A 19,394-nucleotide genomic window follows, 5' to 3' on the forward strand; every position below is an offset into this window, starting at 1 on the left:
ACCTGAAATTAGTGCCAAAACAAGGTAAAATATTATCTTTTTCATATACTATTCAGCTCCACCCACACTATTTAATCAAAATTATAATACTTAAATTATTAAAAGAGTGAATTAAGAAAAAACTCTTTACTTATGTTAATTCAAGTTAACTGGCTTAGAAAGATCTTCTTGCCAATATATTCTACTTCTGAAATTTGGATAAATATAAGAATCTTTAATCTTATCTAGAGGTAAAAATACCACACTAACGGCATCCTCATAAACAACCTTCCATCCACCCAGTATTTCAAGATCATCTGACAAATATTTTAATTTTGAAGCAACAATTATATCCGTATGAAAATAATCTAGAAATTTATACCAATTATCATTCAAGTGTTCAGAAAAATTCATCGCAAGTTCATAAACATCATTAGGATAAACTTCTTCATACCTTCCATCAATAAGTACCTTGCATTGAGGATATAATTTCCATAATGCATAGCTTCCCCAGCCGTACGTAGTAGCTAAATTTCCGGACAAATTGTTTTGTTTTATAAATTCAAACGCTCCTACAGGATAAAATATCGGTTTTACTGCTATTTTATTAGGTAATGTAGGAACAAAAAACATACAAGCACTAATTATCAATACATAAACTAGCATGTTTTTCGACAATACAAGATATCTACTGAATTTTTCTCCCATTTTATTTTTAATTAAGTCAAATATGCTGTAAAATAGAGCAAGATATTGATGATACAGTAATCCTGAAACAACAAAAATAAAGAAAACAACATGCCTCTGATGTTTTAACCCTAAATAAAGGGTTATTCCAATAAGTAAAATCTTAACCCAGTCAGCTTTAGTCTGATTAATCAATAACCTTATTCCAACAATTAGTGTTAATAATAAAAATAGGAAAAATCCTGAAAGTATATGAATGCTAACCCCATTAATAATATGAAATGGGCCATCTACGAGAGATACAGGCATCCATTCTCCAATTAATGAACGAGACATGGTAGTGGCATCGAGAATATAAGACCAGTAATTTATTCCATAAGGATTTATTAAAGTGACTAAAATACTAAGCCCAAGAATCCAAAGATATTTTAAGAAATCCTTCTTATTTAAATACTCTCCAAGCGCATAAATGAGCAATAATCCAAGCCCTGTAACAAATCCTCCGTGCAAATTTGCCCAGATAATCATTGTCACAGGCAACGTCCACAATAATCTATTTTCTCCTCTACGTACTCTTTCCAATATATAAATCCAGAAAACAAAGAATAAAAGAGTAAATATCTGTGATCGTAACAGATTAGCGATTCCAGGAAGAATAGAAAAAGCAAGAAATATAAAATAAAATACCTCAATATGCAAATTTTTCTCGATATACAGCCTAATGATTTTACTTAACAATACAAAAATCATGAGTAATAATATGGCTTTTAGTAAAAACAATCCCCAATCACCAAATTTGTCAACAAAAAAATAAAAAATAACACCAGAACCCCATTCATGATCTACCCATAAATCCTTTGTCGGAGTATAAGCAAAAATATCATGCCTTAATACACCGCCAGTCTGAAAGAAAAGTGAACCTACCGCTAATCTAGCCCATAAATCATTATCAGGATGATTAACAATAACAGCACAAATATATGAAATTAATATTAAAGTTAAATAAAAGAAAAACCTTTTCATTTTCTAGCTCATTTTAAATCAACTGGTTTAGAGAAATCTTCCTGCCAGTAAATTGTATTACTGTAATTAGGATAAAACTCAAAATCTCTAACTTTATTTCGTGGCAATAAAACAACACTAACCATATCTTCATAAACAGGCTTCCAATTAGTCAGACTTTGCAAATCTTGAGGCTTATATGCACTTTTTGGAGCCACTATTATATCTGTATGGAAAATATCTAAGAACTTGGCCCAGTCATTACCTATATGCTCAGAAAATTTTAAAGCTAATAAGTACATATCATTAGGATAAACTTCCTCATACCTTCCATCAATAAGCACTCTGCATTGTGGATACATTTTCCATAATGCATAACTCCCCCAATTATATGTAATTGCCAGATTTCCAAACAAATTATTCTGTTTTATAAACTCCAAAGATCCTACAGGATAAACAGCAGGGCTAACCACAAATCTAGTAGGCATAGGAAAAACAAGATAAGCAAGATATATTACCAGAATACAAATTGCAATGTTTAATTTAATATCTAAAACACTTAATAATTTTTTTCCGAATTTATTCTCAATAAATGTTCCTAATAACCCAAATATATAAACAAACTGGTGATATAACAAGCTGGATATAGCAAGTATAAAGAATACAGTGTGCCTTTGATGCTTTAAACTTAAATAAAGAGTGACTATAACAATCCCAATTTTTACCCAATCAGGGTTATACCTCTTAATATACGAGATTACAGCAGTTATAAATGTCAATAAAACAAATACAAAGAACCCTAAAAGCACATGAATTTTAAAACCACCTATATTATGAACCGGACCTGATAAATTAATTGTTTGCCATTCTACAAACCCAATTCGTGTCATAGTAGTAGCTTCAACAATATAATGCCAGTAATTAATTCCGTATGGATTTATTACTGTAACTAAAATACTGAGCATAAGAATTCCAATATATTTTAAAGGATTATTTCTGTTTAAAAATTCACCTAATGCATATATAAGTAATAGTCCAAGTCCTGCTACAAATCCTCCGTGCATATTTGCCCAAAATATCATTGTCACAGGCAATATCCACAATAATCTGTTTTCTCCTCTACGTACCCTTTCCAGTACATATATCCAAAGAATAAAGAAAAGGAAGGTAAATATCTGTGATCTTACAGTATTAGCTATATTTGGATATAGAGAAAACGCAATAAGAATAAAATATAATATCTTAACATTGCTGTTTTGCCCTTGCTGTAATTTGATAATTTTAAGTATCAATAGGAAAATTAGAAAGATTATAATTCCTTTTAAAGCAAAGATTCCAAATTCTCCAAAACAGCGAGTTAAACTATAAAATAAAACGCCAGAACCCCATTCATGATCAACCCACAAAGGTTTAACAAGTGAATAAGCAAATATATCATGGCTTAAAACTCCGCCAGTTTGAAAGAAAAGGGAGCCGACAGCTAACCTTGCCCATAAATCATAATCAGGTATAACAATCCTAAACGTTAAAAAATACGTAATTAATATTAAAGATACATAAAATACGGCTTTTCTCATATATCATCCGACTCTTATAAATCCACACTACTTGATTAAGATAATATCATAATATTTTGTCTTTCATAAAAGCATATATATGCTACTTAAAGACAGTAGTTAAATTATTCCTCCCTAGCATAAAAAATAGTTTAAAAAGTGATAATTTATAAAAAAGAACAAATTTTACATACTCCAGGCTTTTACAAGGAGATGAAATATGGCACATACAATAGAAAAGCAAATTTATTGCGAAGAAGAACATAAATACGTTACGTGTGAAGTTATGGTACTGGATGAAGAAGAGAGCTTACCCGGTACTGATAGAAGAGAAATAGTATTATATTGTACTGAATGTGGAGCTCCTTTTAATGAATTATCAGACACATTCACTGCTGATGTTGCTGATTTGTATCCTGAAACAGAATTAATAGATCAATATGAAGACTTTGATAATAGAGAATGAACCTGATCTACTATATACTGTCTTTCTCCTAATTAATTAAATCTTAGGTGCTTTAGTAATGTTTTTTTAAAGTGAATAAATCTTAACATTCACAAATAATCTATCAATTATCCTAAGGCTAAATACTTAACTTTTAATGTATAACCTTAGAGAAAAAATTAATGCTTAACAAGATAAATAGTCTATCTGTATCACATAGCAAAATACCTCCAGGGTATCCCAGAAATATTGAAACTAATAGGGATATAATTCCAGTTACTCAGCAGGATCAACTCATATTAAATAATAATTCGGTGCAACAGCTATATAAAAAATTGATAAGCTTTGCAGGACGTATTTTTTCTAACACTACAATTCCAACAGTAGTATTAATAGATAGGTTTCATGGCCAAAAATACGATATTAATGGAGATAGAATACCTGATTTAACCCATGGAAATATTATTCAGTTAATATCTAAAAGCATATATCCAAAATCAGACATAATGACGCTGGATGTGAGTGATAATTATGATTATTCGCTGGATCATACTTTGAATAATATTGAATCAGCATTTAACGAGGTTGAAAATCAAGTTAAAAATGGCAAAAAAATCAATGCTGTTAATATGTCACTGGGTATAAACTATAGTTATGATGATTTGGCTTTCTTTACAGGAATTCCAGTAACACAGGAAAACTTTCACCTTTATAAAAAAGATATCCGCAATTTCTTTAATAATCCTGATATTCCTGAAAAAGTTGAGGAATTATCTAATTCTAATCGACAAGCTAAAGAAGAATTAGATAAATTTAAACTTATCGCAGAAAAAGTAACTAAAGTTCTAAAATCAATTGAGGAAACAACTAAGCAGGGAATTCCTGTCTATATCCCGGCCGGGGATAACGGACCTGATTATATAAATCTTTTTACCTTAGCAAATGACTGTATAAGTGTAGGTTCATATAATGCTGAAGGGAAAAAGTCTCCTTTTTCAGCTGATAATAAGCTGGTAAATTTTGAACAGGGGGTGTTTAACATTACACCGGTAAGTCATGACAATCTTCTTCTTGGGTATGACATCACAGGAAGTGGCAATGTGGAAATCCCTGCACGCTTGGTTTCTGATCAAGAGCCTGTAATTAAGCAATTTACAGGTAAAAAAGCAGGTGATATCATCGCAAACAATGAGGACTATAAAGAAATATTCAAGCCGGGCAAAATATCACCAAAATCATTGAATAAGCTATATCCTATAGATGTCCTTGCAAATATACACCAAATTAATCCTATTCAGGCAAAAACATTAAAGTCTATGGGCTGGTTAGCTGATTATTACTTAACCCATGCCCTTAAAGTAGATAAGAATAAAAGGATCGTTTATGATCCTGATGGTTCTCATCGTTCAAAAGCTGTCCATGAAATTCATGGGCCTTCTTTATCATCACCAATAGCAATGATGAAAGATTTGAAGCAAAAATTTATGAATCTAAATACTACCAAAGAATAAAAACATTAATAAGCCCACTATCAAGCAATAGAAGGCAAAAATGTTCAATTTATTTTTACTGATAAAGATTATGAAATATTTAATACAATAATATCCAACTAACGCAGATATAAGAGTTCCAATAATAATTGCGGTCCAATTATAGCTTAATATTTCACTGACACTGCCAATATCAAACAAATGATAAACAGCCGCAAGGATTATTATAGGAATACTTAATAAAAATGAATATCTGGCAGCAGTTACTCTATCCAAACCAGCAGCAAGTCCAGCTGCAATAGTTGACCCAGATCTTGATAATCCGGGTGCAACTGCTAACCCCTGAGCTAAGCCTATTAATATCGATTTTTTCCAGGTAATATTTGAGACCTTCTGAGTAATCTTACTGGACATCAATTCTGTAGAATAAAGAACAATACCTGTTATCATCAGGATTATTCCAACTCTTGCAGGGTTATACACAAGTGACTCAAAGAAATCTTTAAATGGTAATGCTACTGCAATTGTGGCAATCGTCCCTATGACAATATATATGGGCAGCTGAGCCTCATAATTAGTCTTTAATGTGCCCTCTTTTAAAGATTTAAAAAATTCACTTATTAGATGAACAATATCCTGTTTGAAATATATTAATACGGCTAAAAGAGTTCCTATGTGGAGCATAATATCAAAAAGTATTTCCTCGCTACCGCCGCTAGCTAACTCTTTTCCCATTAATATTTTATATATAGAAGATGTTAATACTAAATGCCCTGAACTGCTGACTGGTAAAAACTCTGTTAATCCTTGAATAACACCTGTAATTACTGATTGATATATGTCCATTTTTTAATTCCTCTGTTGCTCTAATATATATTCATCTATTATAAGCTTATCTTCTTTTGAAATTCCCTTTTGAACAAACTTTTCGAATAAATCAGGCCTTTTCTCCATTGTTCTAATTATAGCCTGCTTTCTTCTCCATTTGTCAATTTCTTTATGATTACCGGATAACAAAACTTCAGGTACCGTCATGCCTCTATATTCTGGCGGTCTTGTATACTGAGGATATTCAAGTAAACCGGAAGAAAATGTGTCATCAAAAGCTGACTCTACCTTTCCTAAAGCTCCTGGTAAAAGTCTGGTTACGGAATCAACTATACACAAGGCTGCCAATTCACCTCCTGTAAGTACAAAATCCCCTATGGAAATCTCAACCACTTCTAATCCTTGACGTATTCTTTCATCAAAACCTTCATAATGACCACAAATTAGTAACAATTCATCTTTTTGACTAAATTCATGTGCAATTTCCTGATTATAAGGCTTACCCTGCGGGGTTAATAAAATAGTACAAGAGTTTTCTAACTTTTGAACAGATTCAATAGCAGAAAAAATGGGATCACACATGAGTACCATGCCAGCACCGCCACCATAAGGAGTATCATCAACGGTTCTATGCTTATCGTGTGTAAAATCTCTGGGATTGATCGTATTTACAGTGATAACATTGTTTTTTCTAGCCCTGCCTATAATACTACAGGAGGCATAATCTTCTATTAAGTCAGGAAATAAAGTTATTACATCAAATTTCATCTACTATATCGTCCTTAATATAAGCAAAATTATTCCTGTAACTCATCTAGAAGCCCGGGAATTTTCTTTACAATTATTCTGTTTGCTTCAATATTCACTTCAGGAACTAAATCTTTAACAAAAGGAATAAGATGCTCATGATTTTCCTGGTCTTTTACAGCAAGTATATCTTCTTCTTGTTTTAAGTTAATAATAGAAGTAACATTACCTACTCGATTTCCTGAAACATCATATACTTCAAGCCCAATGAGATCATCAATATAAAATTCATCTTCCTCAAGTTCACTTTCAATCTGACTTTTTGGAATTTTTAAATATGCACCTTTTAGTTCTAATACATCATTTATTGATGAAAATTCTTTAAACTTAATTAAAGCAAAATTCTTGTGAAAACGAACTGATTCTACAGTTAACTTAACTATCTTAGAGTCTTTCTCAGTATAAACTTCACGAAGTTCTGTTAGTTTCTCTTTTTTTTCTGAAGTATAACCGACTTTTACTTCACCATGAATTCCATGAAAATTTAAAATTTTACCAATAGACAGTAATTTTTCCACTTGCACTCCACAATTAACCATAAGTGATTCAACTTTATACTACATTCTTATATCTTGTATGATACCATCTCTAACAATAATTTCAGCATTTTTAAACTTATCGTAAATATTTTCACCTATTTTGAGTTCAAAATAGTTTTCAAGACTTCCAGTTACAACAATATTCTCAGAAGCTAAATGATTAATACTGTCTCTCTGTGATTGCAGTTCTTGTTTTAATGAAACCATTTGCTGCATTCTGCCTGATAACTCAGCTAAAGCGTCTTGTATTTGCTTAGTGCCTTCTTCTCCATAAGCAGCACCAAAACTACCGGCTTGGTCTTGAATTTGCTTATTCTGTAACTCAAGCTGCATAATCTGACTGTCCAATAAATGAAGTTCTTTATTTATTTCTTCTGTAGCTTGTTTTTTAAAACCATCTGTTACTACAGTTTTAATTGTCACGGGTCTTTTTACCTGTATAGATTTCTCAATATTCATATTCATCCCTCAAAATTATTAACTAATAATAGAAAAGAGCGTATTAATACTCCGAATATTTTATTTACTTTAAAAATGATCATGTATTAAGATATTAAGGAAATATTACCTAATTGTAAACAACCAAAGATCTATGACAAATTGCCTAATTTCATAACATAAAGAATAACAAAAGCTGATCAGCAAAGAAAAATGATTAAATTAGAAAACGTCTTTAAATCGTTCAAAAGTCTCACCGTATTGAAAAACATTAATATTGAGATAATTAAAGGTGAGATTATAGCCGTTATCGGCCCATCAGGATGTGGTAAAAGCACATTCTTAAAATGCATCAATGGATTATTACCTGTTACAAAGGGAAAAATATTCATTGATGGAGTAGACATTACTGATGATAATGTAAATCTTAATCAAATTAGAGCTGAAGTAGGAATCGTTTTCCAGCAATTTAATTTATTTCCTCATATGACAGTTAAAGAAAATATAATGCTGGCCCCAATGAAAGTGAAGAAAATGCCTAAAGAAAAAGCTGAAATTCTTGCAATACAGCTTCTTGAAAAAGTAGGAATACTTGATAAAATAGACAGATACCCAGAGGAATTATCAGGTGGACAAGCTCAAAGAGTTGCAATTGCAAGAAGTCTGGCAATGCAGCCCAAAATTATGCTTTTTGATGAACCTACCAGCGCTTTAGACCCAAAAATGACAGGTGAAGTACTGGATACAATGAAAGAATTAGCAGAAGAAGGCATGACTATGATTGTTGTTACTCACGAGATGAGCTTTGCCAGAGATGTTGCAAATAAGGTTGTATTCTTATCTAATGGTGAAATTTTGGAAGAAGGATCACCTGATATAATATTCAAAAACCCAAATAACGACGCCACACGCGAATTTTTAAGAAGTGTATTAAAGTTGGAAGTGTAATAAGCGAGAAAATTATGAAAAGTATTAGAAATTTATATGGAAGAATTCTTCTTTTAATTTTGGCTTTATCTATATTTACAGGTTTAGCAGCTTGTACACAACCTAAATATAAACAAGACTTACTAGAAAGAGTTACTCAAAGGGGAAAAATCATTGTTGGCGTTAAATATGATTCAAAACCTTTTGGTTACATTGACGAAAATCAAAAACTGCAAGGTTATGATATCGATTTAGTAAAAGAAATAGCTAAAAGGATACTTGGTAATGAAAATGCGGTAGAGTTTCAACAGGTTACATCTTCAAGCAGAATAATTTCATTAACATCCGGTACAATTGATTTAGTTGCTGCAACTATGACAATTAACGAGAAGAGAAAGAGAGTAATAGATTTCAGTTCGCCTTATTATATAGCAGGACAAGCATTGATGGTTTCAAATAATAGCAAAATTAGGTCAGTTAAGGATTTAAACGGCAAAAATGTTATAGTAATTTTAGGGTCAACAGCTGAAGATAACATTAGAATGCTGGCACCAAATGCCAATATTCTAGGATTCAGAACATATACAGATGCTTTTTCTACATTAAGAGCAAAGAGAGCTGATGCCTTGACAACTGATGATATTATTATTGCAGGCCTGATATCTGAAGATCCGAACTACAAAATGCTTAAAGAAAGATATACAAAAGAACCATACGGAATTGGATTTAAAAAGGGTGAAGAGACTAAATCTTTTCAAGAAGCTGTAAATATGGCCTTAGATAGTATGAGAAATGATGGTACACTTGAAAAACTAAAAAGAAAATGGATGCCTTACTAAAAAATGTACGATTTTGATGTAAATGCAATTGTTAAAGCTTTACCTTATATTATAAATGGACTAAAAATAACACTATTTGTATCAATAATAAGCTCTATTTTCGCGCTTATTATTGGAATTACAATTGCTTACTTCAGAAGCCAGGATAACTCCAGCTTAAAACCGCTTGCAATAATATATGTTGAAGTAATAAGAAACACTCCTTTATTAATACAACTATATTTATGGTATAAAGGACTGCCTAATATCGGAGTAAATCTACCTGCCATTATGTGCGGAATATTAGCATTAAGTATTTATACAGCAGCCTATATATCTGAAGTTCTTAGATCAGGCATAAATTCTATAGCCAATGAACAGCATGAGGCTGCGAAAGGGCTAGGTTTATCACAATTTCAGGTTTTCACATTAATAGTTTTTCCACAAGCAATAAGAATAATTATACCGCCGCTTGGCAGTCAGTTTATTAACTTGATAAAAAACTCATCACTAGTAAGCTTTATAGCAGTCACCGATATATTTTATGTTATCTATAGAGAATCGGTAAATGATTTTAGATTCCTGGAATTTTTCCTGGTTGGAGCGGTTATTTATATGATTTTAACCGGTACAGTTGCAGTTCTTACTAATATATTGGAAGATAAACTTAAAATTCAAGGAAGGACTGTGAAAATCTAATGCATTGGAGTGATATTATAGAAAATTTTGATTTTCTGATGAATGGACTTGTGATTACACTACAAGTTGCATCAATTTCAGTTGCAGGCAGTTTGATTCTGGGAATTGTACTTGGAATCATAAGACATTCAAAAATCTTTCCTTTAAACATTATTTCAGTTATATACATTGAATTAATTAGAAGCACACCATTAATTCTTTTTATAGTATTCATTCATTTTGGACTTTTACCAGCAATATTTGGAGGATCAACCTCAGTTTTCCAATCAACATACATAGCATTAATAATTTTCACCTCAGCATATATTGCAGAAATAACCAGAGGAGGATTAAAATCTATAGAAACAGGCTATATTGAAGCATCAAAAAGCTTAGGTCTAAGTTATTTCCAAAGGTTATTCTATGTAATTTTGCCTCTTGCAATAACTAGAATGACGCCCGCATTTGTAAGTCAGTTTATCTCACTTATTAAAGATACATCTCTTGCATCAGCTATAGGTTTAATCGAACTAACAAGATCTGGGGAAATCATTTATGAAAGAACTTATCATGAATTTGAAATTTTAATCTTTATTGCTTTAATGTATTTTACAATCTGCTATGGACTGTCTACACTTAGCAAAAAGCTTGAGTTAAAGCCAAATATCTTAACAGAGTTTGAGAAAATTCAACAAAATTAAGATTAATCATGATATATTAATGAACTAAATGAGCTGGTAAACGAAAAGTAGAATTTTGTGATCAAATAAAATATCATAGGGGTAATATGGGTAAGAAGCATCTGGCAACGGCATTAATAGCACTAAGTTTATTATCAAATAATTTAATAATATATGGGAACGAAATAAAACCCGAGGTTATAAAAGGTGGAATATCCAAACAATCCGATAAAATTCTTGAAGTAATAATATTTATCCCCCCAAATACTGAACTAGAAGAGTTTTTTTTAGATCAAGCAAACAAGAATAACATGATCAAATTTAAGTCATTAGATTTAAGCACAGAACAACCTGTAGACACCACACACAGACTAACAAAAGCAACAGCTTTTATGATGGTGGGCGGGCTATCAGTGACATCCCACGTAGAAAGAGCGATTCGTGATGGCAATGCATCAAAAAATATTATTGATAATTTCAGAACTCCATTTAAAAAAGCCAGGGCAGGTTGGAGATATGATGATAATGAGTTTTGGATTAACTATATAGGACATCCATTAGAGTGGTTCCTTCTTGCTACATGCTTAAAGACAGCAGGGGCTACAGATAAAGAAGCAATAATTATATCTCAGCTGGTAAATTTAAGCTGGGAGCTTGCTATAGAAGGTTGCTACGTACCACCATCTCCGAAAGACTTGGCAGCAAACACTTTAGGAAGCTTAGCAGGTATATATCTTTACAATACTATTTTAAATAAACCAGCTAATGCTACTTACACAAAACTTACCTCTTTGAGTAAAAAGCATGAAATAGATTTGCTACCACAAATTAAATATAACCACGCTTCAAAGGGAATGATGTTTGGAGCTTTGCTTGAAGTTAAAAAATAAATACCGAAATGTATGTAAGAAATATTAACAATTTTTTACATAATATATACGCATTATATCAACGACCTGAATCTCATTACTGTTACATAATAGCTCATATAATAGTATGATTTATTATTGTCTTTTCAAAAACTGTATTTACTCAGTAAAAAAAATATGTTAACCTTAAAGTTATTAAACGATAGTGTATTTATGTAAAAGAATAGTAAGAAGTAGAATAAAGAGGTATTAGTTTTATGACAAGAAAAGGTTTTACACTCGCAGAAGTCTTAGTAACTTTAGTTATTATTGGTGTAGTAGCTGCATTAACAATTCCTGCATTACTTCAAAATGCTAACCAATCTGAATTTAAGTCAGCTTTTAAAAAGAGTCTTGCTACTCTTAATCAGGCAGTTGTTATGAGTATTGCACAAGATAGTACTGATACAGCTACCTGTACAAACTGTGGAGGAGGTAACACAACTGGTTTATCTCAATTCTTCATTGGGAAATTAAATGTTTTATCACAAAACGGAACAGCCGCAACCCCATATTTCTATACAGTTGATGGTATTAAATATGAATTTGAAAAGGCTGATGGTCTTTGTGGTGCTAGTACAAGTGTTGACCCTGCAACTGCAAACTGTGTTGTTAAAGTTGACGTTAATGGTGGAAAAAAACCTGGTGCTGAATCAGTAGGCACAAACTCAACAACATATTCATATAAAGATCAATACAGATTAATCATAAAAACTTCATCAGTATTACCCGCATCAAACGCTGATAACAACATAGCAGTACAAACATTACAAGAATAATCTAAGAGTTTATAATAAAAAAAGAGATGGTTTTAAACCATCTCTTTTTTTATTACTCGATTAATGACTGGTTACAGGAAGCAGTCTGTAAAAATCATAACGGATTTTTCATCAAAATCCTTAATGATTTTTTCCGCTGTCCTTATTATGCAGTATTAATTTTTCTTAATTATATTTTGCATATTCGTAAAGTTTATTGTGTTTTTGCAAAATTAGCTATATACTAATTATATATAAATAAATTCATAACTATAAATGAGCAATGAAAATGCAAAGAATATCTTTTATATTAATCGCATTTATTTTATTAATTTTCATATTCATACCATTATTCACAGCTATTGAAAATGGTTTTAACTCAACTAATGGTTATTACGGAAATATTTATTAAAAACTTTAAATAAAAAAGCAAATCAAGTGCAAAATATACTCCCTTGCTACCAGCAAAAATAAGGGAGTATATTTTTTTAAACTTTATTCAGAATAATAAATTTATTAAAGTAAATTAAAATAATACAAGAGCAAGTAAGTGGTTTATAATTGTGTTAAGAAAAAAAAGAACAGCGTCATGAGTATATAGGAGAACAAATAGTGCGTAGTGACAAAATCAAAAAAGGAATAGACAGAGCCCCACATAGAGCCTTATTGCATTCTGGAGGATTAGCTAAAGGTCAGCTTGATAGACCATTTATTGGTATAGCAAGCAGCTTCTCAGATTTAGTACCAGGCCATTCAGGAATGAGAGACTTGGAAAGAGCAATTGAAAAGGGCATTCATACAGGAGGGGGGCACTCATTCATATTCGGTATTCCAGCAATATGTGATGGAATAGCAATGGGACACGATGGAATGAAATATTCACTGCCGTCTCGTGATCTTATAGCAGATAGTGTTGAGTCAGTTGCTTCTGCACATGCGCTCGATGGGCTTATCTTGCTAACAAATTGTGATAAAATAACCCCCGGTATGTTAATGGCTGCCGTAAGGCTAAACATACCTGCAATAGTTGTAACAGCCGGGCCTATGAGTGATGGATATTGTGAAGGCAAAAGCCTGACTTTTATTAGAGGTACTTTTGAAGCTATAGGCCAATATAGAACAGGACAAATCACAGAAGAAGAGTTATCAAAATTAGAAATCAATTCTTGTCCTGGAGTCGGCTCCTGTCAGGGATTATACACGGCAAATACTATGGCTTGTCTTACAGAAGTAATAGGGATGAGTTTACCAGGATGTGCTGCTGCATCAGCAGTTTCAGCAAACAAAAGAAGAATAGCATTTGAAAGCGGAGTTAAAATTGTAGATCTTATAAAAGACAACATAACCTCAAAATCAATTATTACTAAAGAATCTCTAAGAAATGCAATTATAGCTGATTTAGCCCTTGGTGGATCAACAAATTCTGTACTTCATTTACTTGCAATTGCAAACGAAGCTGAAGTTAACATTACCTTAGATGACTTTGCCCAATTAAGTCATCAGATTCCACAAATAATAAAACTTGACCCATCCAGCACATTAACAATGACAGATTTCGAAAAAGCAGGTGGAATTCCAGGAACAATAAAAAATTTATCAAAAAGTAAAGTGAAATTAGCTAATACTAAAGGGGTATCAGGCTTAACAATACAAGAAATAGCAGAAAAGGCCTGGGTTGATTCAAATGTTATTCGTACTATTGATAACCCAATAACAGATAATCCTGGATTAGCTGTACTTTATGGTAATCTTGCTCCTGAAGGTTCTGTTGTCAAAATTTCCGGAGTAGATCCAGAATGTCTCAAATTTGAAGGTACTGCAAAAACCTTTAATTGCGAAGAAGATACGATGAATGCAATTAACTCCGGTAAAATTGTACCTGGAGACATTGTAGTTATTAGATATGAAGGACCAAAAGGTGGTCCAGGTATGAGAGAAATGCTATCCCCGACTTCTGCTATAGTTGGACGTGGTTTAGGCAAACAAGTTGCATTAATTACAGACGGTAGATTTTCTGGTGGAACCAGAGGGCTATGTATAGGCCATATAGCACCAGAAGCTGCAGCTGGCGGTACCATTGCTTTAGTGCAAGATGGTGACAAAATATGTATTGATATTGAAAATAGAAAAATTGATTTACTTCTCTCGGAAGAACAGCTTAAAGAAAGAAAAGAATCCTGGAAGCCTGTGCCTCCAAAGGTTAATAAAGGCTATTTGGCAAGATATGCTAAAACAGTAAGCTCAGCTAGCTTAGGCGCTATTAGCTGCCAGCTTGGATCTCTTTAATTTCTGATTATCCAAGATACTTTAAAGGGTCCCGTTTGGGGACCCTTTAAGTTTATGCAATCTTACAATCTTGAACAGCCTTTGCTCCATACTTACTTACATATAAGAATAGAACTTCTCTATATCTAATGTACATCCAAAGAGGATTGCCATAAGCTTCATTACATTTTTCCGTACAAAGCCCTGCAACTTGATTAACTTCTTTAGGTGTTAATCCTGAGGAAGTTTTAAACTCGTAACTTGGTGAAAATTCATCCTGATTTTTTACAATATCAGTTATACCAAATTTATCAGGATCATCTCTTAACCTTGTATGCTTTCCTAGAGTAAAAATACTTTTACCATAACAGCAAATGATATCGGTATTATTACATATCATTTCTATTGTTTTTAATGCATCTTCGTATGTTTCTGTAGGAAATCCAAAGAAAATAAATGCAAAATTCCAGATCCCGGAATCAATAGAATCTCTTAACACATCAAACCTTTTATCCAGATTTATTCCTTTATTTATAAGTTGCATAATACGATCTGAACCCGATTCAACACCCCAGAGTACCATTCTTAATCCTGCATCATTAGCATTTTGCAGCAATTCTTTTGTAAATTCCGTCTCTAACCTGGCATTGTTAAACCAATTTATTTCCAATCCTTCTTGCATGATTCTTGTGGACATCAATTTTAAATAGCCAGGACTTATTGATTCATCAACAAATTCAAAATAAGATATATTGTATTTTCTCTGAACCTCTTTAATCTCGTTTATTAATATATCAATATCTTTGACGTTAACATTTTGTCCAAAATAGTGATCACAGAATGAACATTTTTGCCAGTAACATCCACGACTTGACTGTATTGATAAAACTATATCAGGCGTCAAATATAAATCAAGCGGAAATCCGTCCAAATCCTGACAATGTAGTTCATTTAGCTTTAATGGAACGGTTTTCTCATTTACTTTTACCATTCCGTTATCTAAATAAATTAGATTTGGCACCTTGTCCATGCCAATTTTACCTTCTAGGCACTTAGCAAGCTCAACAATTGGCTTTTCGCCCTCTTCTATGATTAAACTGTCGCAGAACATCTCAAAAAATTCAGGTTTTCCTGAAAGTTCTTCAACAACTCTTCCAAAGAAGTTTCCACCAATGTTTATATGAGCATTAGTTCTCTGTTTTAACATCATTGCTAGAGTTAAACCAGGAATAATCTGTGTAGAAGAATTTACTGAAATTCCAATCAAATCAGCATTTTCATCTATTATTGATTGAATCACTTCTTCATAATAGTCATAAAACATATTAGTAGATCTATCAAGACAGTGCTCTTTTATACTATCAAAAGTTAGCTTAAAAAATGGATTAGAATAATTATGAAATTCGAGTAATGCTGGGTAATAAGGTAATGACGCTAATTCAAGAGCTTTATCAATATTATTTAAAGTCTCAATTAACAACTCAGGCTCATAAAATTTCTCTTTACATGTCATTATTGAGACAGATTCCTCAATAGCTTCAGGAATATTCTCAACCTCGTACATTCTTTTTTCTTTAAATTCTTTTATTTTTGTATATCTAACAAGCTCTTTTTTGAAATCTTCAGAATAATCAGCTTCAATTTTGTCATCAGTATATTCTTTTAAAAGACTTTCAAACAAATATTCTTGTAGGGCAAACGCTTTATCTATGGATTTTTGTAAATACTCTTTTGTCAGAACTTTTCTATAAAATTCTATATTTAAATCTCTAATTTTTACTTCATAATTATTTTTTCGTAACTGACCTACCAGTGTAGCAATGGAAAAGTGTGGATTCATCGGAGTCCATTGGGGTGGAAATATTAATAAGGTTTTCATATGTCACTCCTAACAATACATAAACTGTGTATTTTACGCCAAATATGACCTTTAACAAGTTAATATGGAATTATATGTATCTTTTTATTAATAATTATATATAATTTTGCTGATTTACACAAATCAAAATTAAAATAGAGCCTAATAACCAAGATGATTTTTGATGAGACTACCTGAATAGTCTTAATTTACAGGCTTATTTAGAAGCTAAGCCGTATTTAAATAGATCTTTTATTTCTTTTAAGCATCATTCATTATTCAAATTAATTTTTTGCATATTTCTCTCCTCTCAACTTTTATAACTCTTAATTTTCTAGATTATTATAAAAAAAAAGATCTGATTTTAACGGTAAAAAAATCAGATCTTTCCATTCCCTCTGAATTCAATTTTCCCGGTACAATTCGGGTCAAATTGCCCACCACCATAATCAAAAGCATTACCGTTATTATCAAACACCTTCACGGTAGTAGATAATTTAGGCTTTTCTTTCAATTGAATTACCATATTATTATCTCCTTAAATAATTATATATATAATAAGTATTGAGCCTTTAATATATTTACATATAAAATTGATTTAATAAGAAATATTAAATTACTTTTTAACTCGATTTAACGTAAAAAGCCTTAACTTATAAGTTAAGGCTTTTTATCAAACTTGGATTCTTTTTATAGAATAAGACTTGGGATATCATTACCGTATCTTAGTAATTCATCAATTTTCTTTTCTATTTCAGCAGGATCTTTATATCCCATTGATTCTAGTCTTGTTTTTAATATTTGTCTTATATCAGCATCTTTTGTTAAATCTGCTTTCTTCTCTTCAGGTTTTGCTTCATTTGTTGTATAAACTGATGTTATTTTATTATCGTTATTTAAGGTATTTTCTGTTTTTACAGAACCTATATCTTCTTTAAATCCTGCTAAAGCACCGTTAAAGTTAATATCTTGAGTGCCGATACCGTTGTCACCGCCGATATCCCAGATTCTATATTTTTCACCGTCTTTACCGGTTACTTCCATATATTTTTCTGTGCCACTGCCTTCATGTCCACCAACTTCAACTTGATAACCAGCTTTTTTCAATTCTTCTGCTATTTTTTCTGGTCTTACCCAAGCTTCATCGCCAATAGCACTTTTAATAATTTGTTGAGCTTCAGAATCCAAGCTGTTAAATACTGCTGTATTTTGTTCTATGCCACCTTCATCCGTTGTTTTAAATGTCAAGCCATGGACTTTATTTGCTGTTGTAGCTGTTGCTGCAGTGTTAGTAGGTGTAGCTACCAAAGCTAATTTCTTAATTTGATCTTCTACATTTACTGAATTAATAGCTGCCATCGTTGTCTCCTTTCGTCATCACTGTGTTTTTTAATATTTTTAAACTTTTATTAGTTATTTAATTTTACCGTTACCATTAATATCGAATTTTCCATTTCCATTAGCATCAAAAGATGAGTTGCCGTTACTATCAAATACCTTTACTACACTTGATAATTTTTTACTGTTTACTTTTAAACCTTTCATGATGACCAACTCCTTTTTGCAAATTTTTAATTTCATCACCTTATATATATAAAGTAAATACTGAGCATATTATTGCTACATAAGCTAAAATACTTAATAAATCTTAATAAAATATTTTTGGAGAATTCTGTAAACACACTCATATCAGGCATAAGTAATGTTTGAAAAGATATTAATAAGTAGTTTGATGAATGCTTAATTAAACTTGAGATGAACTTAAAATGGTTTTCGTATTTCAATATCACGCTATTTATTTCTTTTTACTGCTTTATTAAAATAATTCTTTCGGCCTTATATATGATTATTTTAGCTGCAACAATGCTTGTAGCTAAAATAGCAACTTAATGTAGCTCTATACGATTATTAACATAATAGTCATATAATTAAATTGGCTTATATTCAAAATATAAACACTTAATTAATCTTTTTAAGTTTATCATTATTAATTATTTATCAATTGGAATCTCTCATAATTATTCACGGAGTCAATTTATATCCATTTATAATTTCTTAATTTAATTAGTAAATCTCATTAATTATATACTTTATATATAATTAATGAGATTTACTAAAACCTATTATTCAGCCAAAATCGCAAAAATAATATTTTTATAAAATATTGTAATTTATGAATTTCTTCTTGCTATTATTTCTTGTACTTTATTTCTTAGATCAATCTGCATTTGCTGAGTTGCCTTTGCAATTTGACCTTGCACATATTCCATCAACGGCAGTGGAGAATCCATACCAATATTTGAACCAACCAATTTAGCCTTATAAGTATCAATCTTTTTCTCAGTATTATCTACTATTAATAGTACTTCTTTTATTTCCAGATCAGTAAAATTAATTTCTTTTAAAGACTGTCTTATTTCTGATTTTAATGAATTTCTTTCTTCACAAATTTTCTCAAATGACGATTCATTATCTTTTCCCAGGATTTTTCTTATAAATTTATTCAAATACTCTATCAAATCCATACACTACCCGCTTCCATTGCTTTTTTACAAATATATTATTTATCAACTCTAATATTAAGCTAAAATGTTAATTTGTTTATCCTGAATTTACACTATTTTATTATTGATATAATCAGAGAAAATATATTGCTTTAAGATTATTATACAAGTCTAATTATAGCTTAGAAGCTGTTTTGTTAAAAACATTTTTTGAGGGAAATCCTTAT

18 protein-coding genes are annotated in these 19,394 nt (G+C 31.3%); 9 read left to right on the plus strand and 9 right to left on the minus strand.

From position 1 onward, the window contains the following. Positions 1 to 135: 135 nt before the first annotated feature. A complete protein-coding gene (locus tag A2255_06460; GenBank protein ID OGI22561.1) occupies positions 136 to 1,689 on the minus strand; it encodes a hypothetical protein in 1,554 nt (517 codons plus the stop codon). Positions 1,690 to 1,697: 8 nt separating this feature from the next. Then, positions 1,698 to 3,245 carry a hypothetical protein gene (locus A2255_06465; GenBank protein ID OGI22562.1) on the minus strand — a complete coding sequence of 516 codons (1,548 nt, stop codon included), beginning with the start codon at positions 3,243 to 3,245 and terminating at the stop codon, positions 1,698 to 1,700. Positions 3,246 to 3,444: 199 nt separating this feature from the next. Here A2255_06465 and A2255_06470 point away from each other — a divergent pair, with 199 nt between their 5' ends. Together A2255_06470 and A2255_06475 are read left to right on the plus strand one after the other, a co-directional pair. Beyond that, positions 3,445 to 3,690 (plus strand): hypothetical protein, encoded by a 246-nt coding sequence (locus tag A2255_06470; protein OGI22563.1) that lies wholly within the window; start codon positions 3,445 to 3,447, stop codon positions 3,688 to 3,690. A 161-nt stretch (positions 3,691 to 3,851) separates the two neighbouring features. After that, positions 3,852 to 5,180 (plus strand): hypothetical protein, encoded by a 1,329-nt coding sequence (locus tag A2255_06475; GenBank protein ID OGI22564.1) that lies wholly within the window; start codon positions 3,852 to 3,854, stop codon positions 5,178 to 5,180. Here A2255_06475 and A2255_06480 read toward each other — a convergent pair. The 4 genes from A2255_06480 to A2255_06495 are packed head-to-tail and all read right to left on the minus strand — an operon-like array spanning position 5,160 to position 7,792. After that, positions 5,160 to 6,005, minus strand: a complete 846-nt coding sequence (locus A2255_06480; protein OGI22565.1) for a hypothetical protein — start codon at positions 6,003 to 6,005, stop codon at positions 5,160 to 5,162. The genes A2255_06475 and A2255_06480 overlap by 21 nt on opposite strands. Before the next feature lie 3 nt (positions 6,006 to 6,008). Further along, complete coding sequence (locus A2255_06485) at positions 6,009 to 6,755, minus strand: tRNA (guanosine(37)-N1)-methyltransferase TrmD (protein ID OGI22566.1); 747 nt, start codon at positions 6,753 to 6,755, stop codon at positions 6,009 to 6,011. A gap of 29 nt (positions 6,756 to 6,784) precedes the next feature. Continuing rightward, a complete protein-coding gene (locus A2255_06490; protein OGI22578.1) occupies positions 6,785 to 7,318 on the minus strand; it encodes a 16S rRNA processing protein RimM in 534 nt (177 codons plus the stop codon). A gap of 33 nt (positions 7,319 to 7,351) precedes the next feature. Next, positions 7,352 to 7,792, minus strand: a complete 441-nt coding sequence (locus A2255_06495) for a hypothetical protein (protein ID OGI22567.1) — start codon at positions 7,790 to 7,792, stop codon at positions 7,352 to 7,354. Between the two features lie 192 nt (positions 7,793 to 7,984). On the opposite strand from A2255_06495, the gene A2255_06500 reads away from it, so the two are divergent. The 7 genes from A2255_06500 to A2255_06530 all read left to right on the plus strand — a co-directional run bounded on the left by A2255_06500 (position 7,985) and on the right by A2255_06530 (position 14,826). Then, positions 7,985 to 8,719: a peptide ABC transporter ATP-binding protein gene (locus A2255_06500; protein OGI22568.1), complete on the plus strand. Its 735-nt coding sequence runs from the start codon at positions 7,985 to 7,987 to the stop codon at positions 8,717 to 8,719. Positions 8,720 to 8,733: 14 nt separating this feature from the next. Next, on the plus strand, positions 8,734 to 9,537 hold the full coding sequence (locus A2255_06505) for a hypothetical protein (protein ID OGI22569.1): 804 nt from the start codon (positions 8,734 to 8,736) through the stop codon (positions 9,535 to 9,537). A 3-nt stretch (positions 9,538 to 9,540) separates the two neighbouring features. Then, positions 9,541 to 10,215 carry a hypothetical protein gene (locus A2255_06510; protein OGI22570.1) on the plus strand — a complete coding sequence of 225 codons (675 nt, stop codon included), beginning with the start codon at positions 9,541 to 9,543 and terminating at the stop codon, positions 10,213 to 10,215. Continuing rightward, entirely contained in the window at positions 10,215 to 10,895 is a 681-nt protein-coding gene (locus A2255_06515) for a hypothetical protein (protein ID OGI22571.1), read from the plus strand. The genes A2255_06510 and A2255_06515 overlap by 1 nt, the downstream gene beginning before the upstream one ends. Before the next feature lie 86 nt (positions 10,896 to 10,981). Next, positions 10,982 to 11,764 (plus strand): hypothetical protein, encoded by a 783-nt coding sequence (locus A2255_06520; protein OGI22572.1) that lies wholly within the window; start codon positions 10,982 to 10,984, stop codon positions 11,762 to 11,764. A gap of 236 nt (positions 11,765 to 12,000) precedes the next feature. Then, complete coding sequence (locus tag A2255_06525; GenBank protein ID OGI22573.1) at positions 12,001 to 12,561, plus strand: hypothetical protein; 561 nt, start codon at positions 12,001 to 12,003, stop codon at positions 12,559 to 12,561. A gap of 591 nt (positions 12,562 to 13,152) precedes the next feature. Continuing rightward, on the plus strand, positions 13,153 to 14,826 hold the full coding sequence (locus A2255_06530) for a dihydroxy-acid dehydratase (protein ID OGI22574.1): 1,674 nt from the start codon (positions 13,153 to 13,155) through the stop codon (positions 14,824 to 14,826). Between the two features lie 52 nt (positions 14,827 to 14,878). Here A2255_06530 and A2255_06535 read toward each other — a convergent pair whose 3' ends face one another. The 3 genes from A2255_06535 to A2255_06545 all read right to left on the minus strand — a co-directional run bounded on the left by A2255_06535 (position 14,879) and on the right by A2255_06545 (position 19,188). Continuing rightward, a complete protein-coding gene (locus A2255_06535) occupies positions 14,879 to 16,684 on the minus strand; it encodes a hypothetical protein (protein ID OGI22575.1) in 1,806 nt (601 codons plus the stop codon). A gap of 669 nt (positions 16,685 to 17,353) precedes the next feature. Next, complete coding sequence (locus tag A2255_06540; GenBank protein OGI22576.1) at positions 17,354 to 18,022, minus strand: hypothetical protein; 669 nt, start codon at positions 18,020 to 18,022, stop codon at positions 17,354 to 17,356. An 812-nt stretch (positions 18,023 to 18,834) separates the two neighbouring features. Continuing rightward, positions 18,835 to 19,188, minus strand: coding sequence for a hypothetical protein (locus A2255_06545; GenBank protein ID OGI22577.1), 354 nt, complete (start codon positions 19,186 to 19,188; stop codon positions 18,835 to 18,837). Positions 19,189 to 19,394 lie beyond the last annotated feature (206 nt).

It is taken from the genome of Candidatus Melainabacteria bacterium RIFOXYA2_FULL_32_9, from assembly GCA_001784615.1.
Classification (GTDB): domain Bacteria; phylum Cyanobacteriota; class Vampirovibrionia; order Gastranaerophilales; family UBA9579; genus UBA9579.

Excerpts from the sequence above, each read along its gene's own strand:
- A2255_06460 (OGI22561.1), bottom strand. The coding sequence starts at position 1,689 with ATGAAAAGGTTTTTCTTTTATTTAACTTTAATATTAATTTCATATATT.
- A2255_06465 (OGI22562.1), bottom strand. The coding sequence starts at position 3,245 with ATGAGAAAAGCCGTATTTTATGTATCTTTAATATTAATTACGTATTTT.
- A2255_06470 (OGI22563.1), top strand. The coding sequence starts at position 3,445 with ATGGCACATACAATAGAAAAGCAAATTTATTGCGAAGAAGAACATAAA.
- A2255_06475 (OGI22564.1), top strand. The coding sequence starts at position 3,852 with ATGCTTAACAAGATAAATAGTCTATCTGTATCACATAGCAAAATACCT.
- A2255_06480 (OGI22565.1), bottom strand. The coding sequence starts at position 6,005 with ATGGACATATATCAATCAGTAATTACAGGTGTTATTCAAGGATTAACA.
- A2255_06485 (OGI22566.1), bottom strand. The coding sequence starts at position 6,755 with ATGAAATTTGATGTAATAACTTTATTTCCTGACTTAATAGAAGATTAT.
- A2255_06495 (OGI22567.1), bottom strand. The coding sequence starts at position 7,792 with ATGAATATTGAGAAATCTATACAGGTAAAAAGACCCGTGACAATTAAA.
- A2255_06500 (OGI22568.1), top strand. The coding sequence starts at position 7,985 with ATGATTAAATTAGAAAACGTCTTTAAATCGTTCAAAAGTCTCACCGTA.
- A2255_06505 (OGI22569.1), top strand. The coding sequence starts at position 8,734 with ATGAAAAGTATTAGAAATTTATATGGAAGAATTCTTCTTTTAATTTTG.
- A2255_06510 (OGI22570.1), top strand. The coding sequence starts at position 9,541 with ATGTACGATTTTGATGTAAATGCAATTGTTAAAGCTTTACCTTATATT.
- A2255_06515 (OGI22571.1), top strand. The coding sequence starts at position 10,215 with ATGCATTGGAGTGATATTATAGAAAATTTTGATTTTCTGATGAATGGA.
- A2255_06520 (OGI22572.1), top strand. The coding sequence starts at position 10,982 with ATGGGTAAGAAGCATCTGGCAACGGCATTAATAGCACTAAGTTTATTA.
- A2255_06525 (OGI22573.1), top strand. The coding sequence starts at position 12,001 with ATGACAAGAAAAGGTTTTACACTCGCAGAAGTCTTAGTAACTTTAGTT.
- A2255_06535 (OGI22575.1), bottom strand. The coding sequence starts at position 16,684 with ATGAAAACCTTATTAATATTTCCACCCCAATGGACTCCGATGAATCCA.
- A2255_06540 (OGI22576.1), bottom strand. The coding sequence starts at position 18,022 with ATGGCAGCTATTAATTCAGTAAATGTAGAAGATCAAATTAAGAAATTA.
- A2255_06545 (OGI22577.1), bottom strand. The coding sequence starts at position 19,188 with ATGGATTTGATAGAGTATTTGAATAAATTTATAAGAAAAATCCTGGGA.